The sequence below is a fragment of the Bifidobacterium ruminantium DSM 6489 genome (assembly GCF_000770925.1).
In the GTDB taxonomy this organism is placed as follows: Bacteria; Actinomycetota; Actinomycetes; order Actinomycetales; family Bifidobacteriaceae; genus Bifidobacterium; species Bifidobacterium ruminantium.
Genome location: NZ_JDTK01000061.1, coordinates 1 through 497 on the forward strand (window position 1 = coordinate 1; position 497 = coordinate 497).

1 protein-coding gene is annotated in these 497 nt (G+C 47.5%); it reads left to right on the plus strand.

The features are described 5' to 3' along the window. A partial coding sequence (locus OU26_RS10260; protein ID WP_033499131.1) for a hypothetical protein occupies nt 1-497 on the plus strand: 497 nt, incomplete at both ends.

Below are 497 nucleotides of genomic sequence, written 5' to 3' on the forward strand. Positions count from 1 at the left end.
CTTGGGAACAGCGTAAGCTGGGGGAAGTTGGCATAACGTATCCAGGACTGCATGGAAAGAAAAAAGATGATTTTGGTCATGGAGATGCTTTCTTCGTTCCCTATACGAATGTCTTTGACAATCCTGTGACGGATCAGGGCAGGCTTGAGCATGTCGAAGTTGATTCATCCCAAGCGGAAGTCAGATATGGCGATGTCTTTTTCACGGTCTCTTCGGAAACTCCTGAAGAAGTGGGCATGTCCTCTATCTGGCTTGGAAATATAAGGAATGTTTACCTGAACAGCTTTTGTTTCGGCTATAGGCAAGACGGCTCCTTTGATCCTCTCTATCTTGCGTACGTGTTGCGTTCTCAACCTGTCAGGAAACAGATTGAGCTGCTTGCACAAGGAATATCGAGGTTCAATATTTCAAAAAACAAGGTTATGGATGTTGAGGTGCCGGAACCGTCCCTAACCGAGCAACGCCGAATCGGCGCGTTCTTCGACCGTCTGGACTCG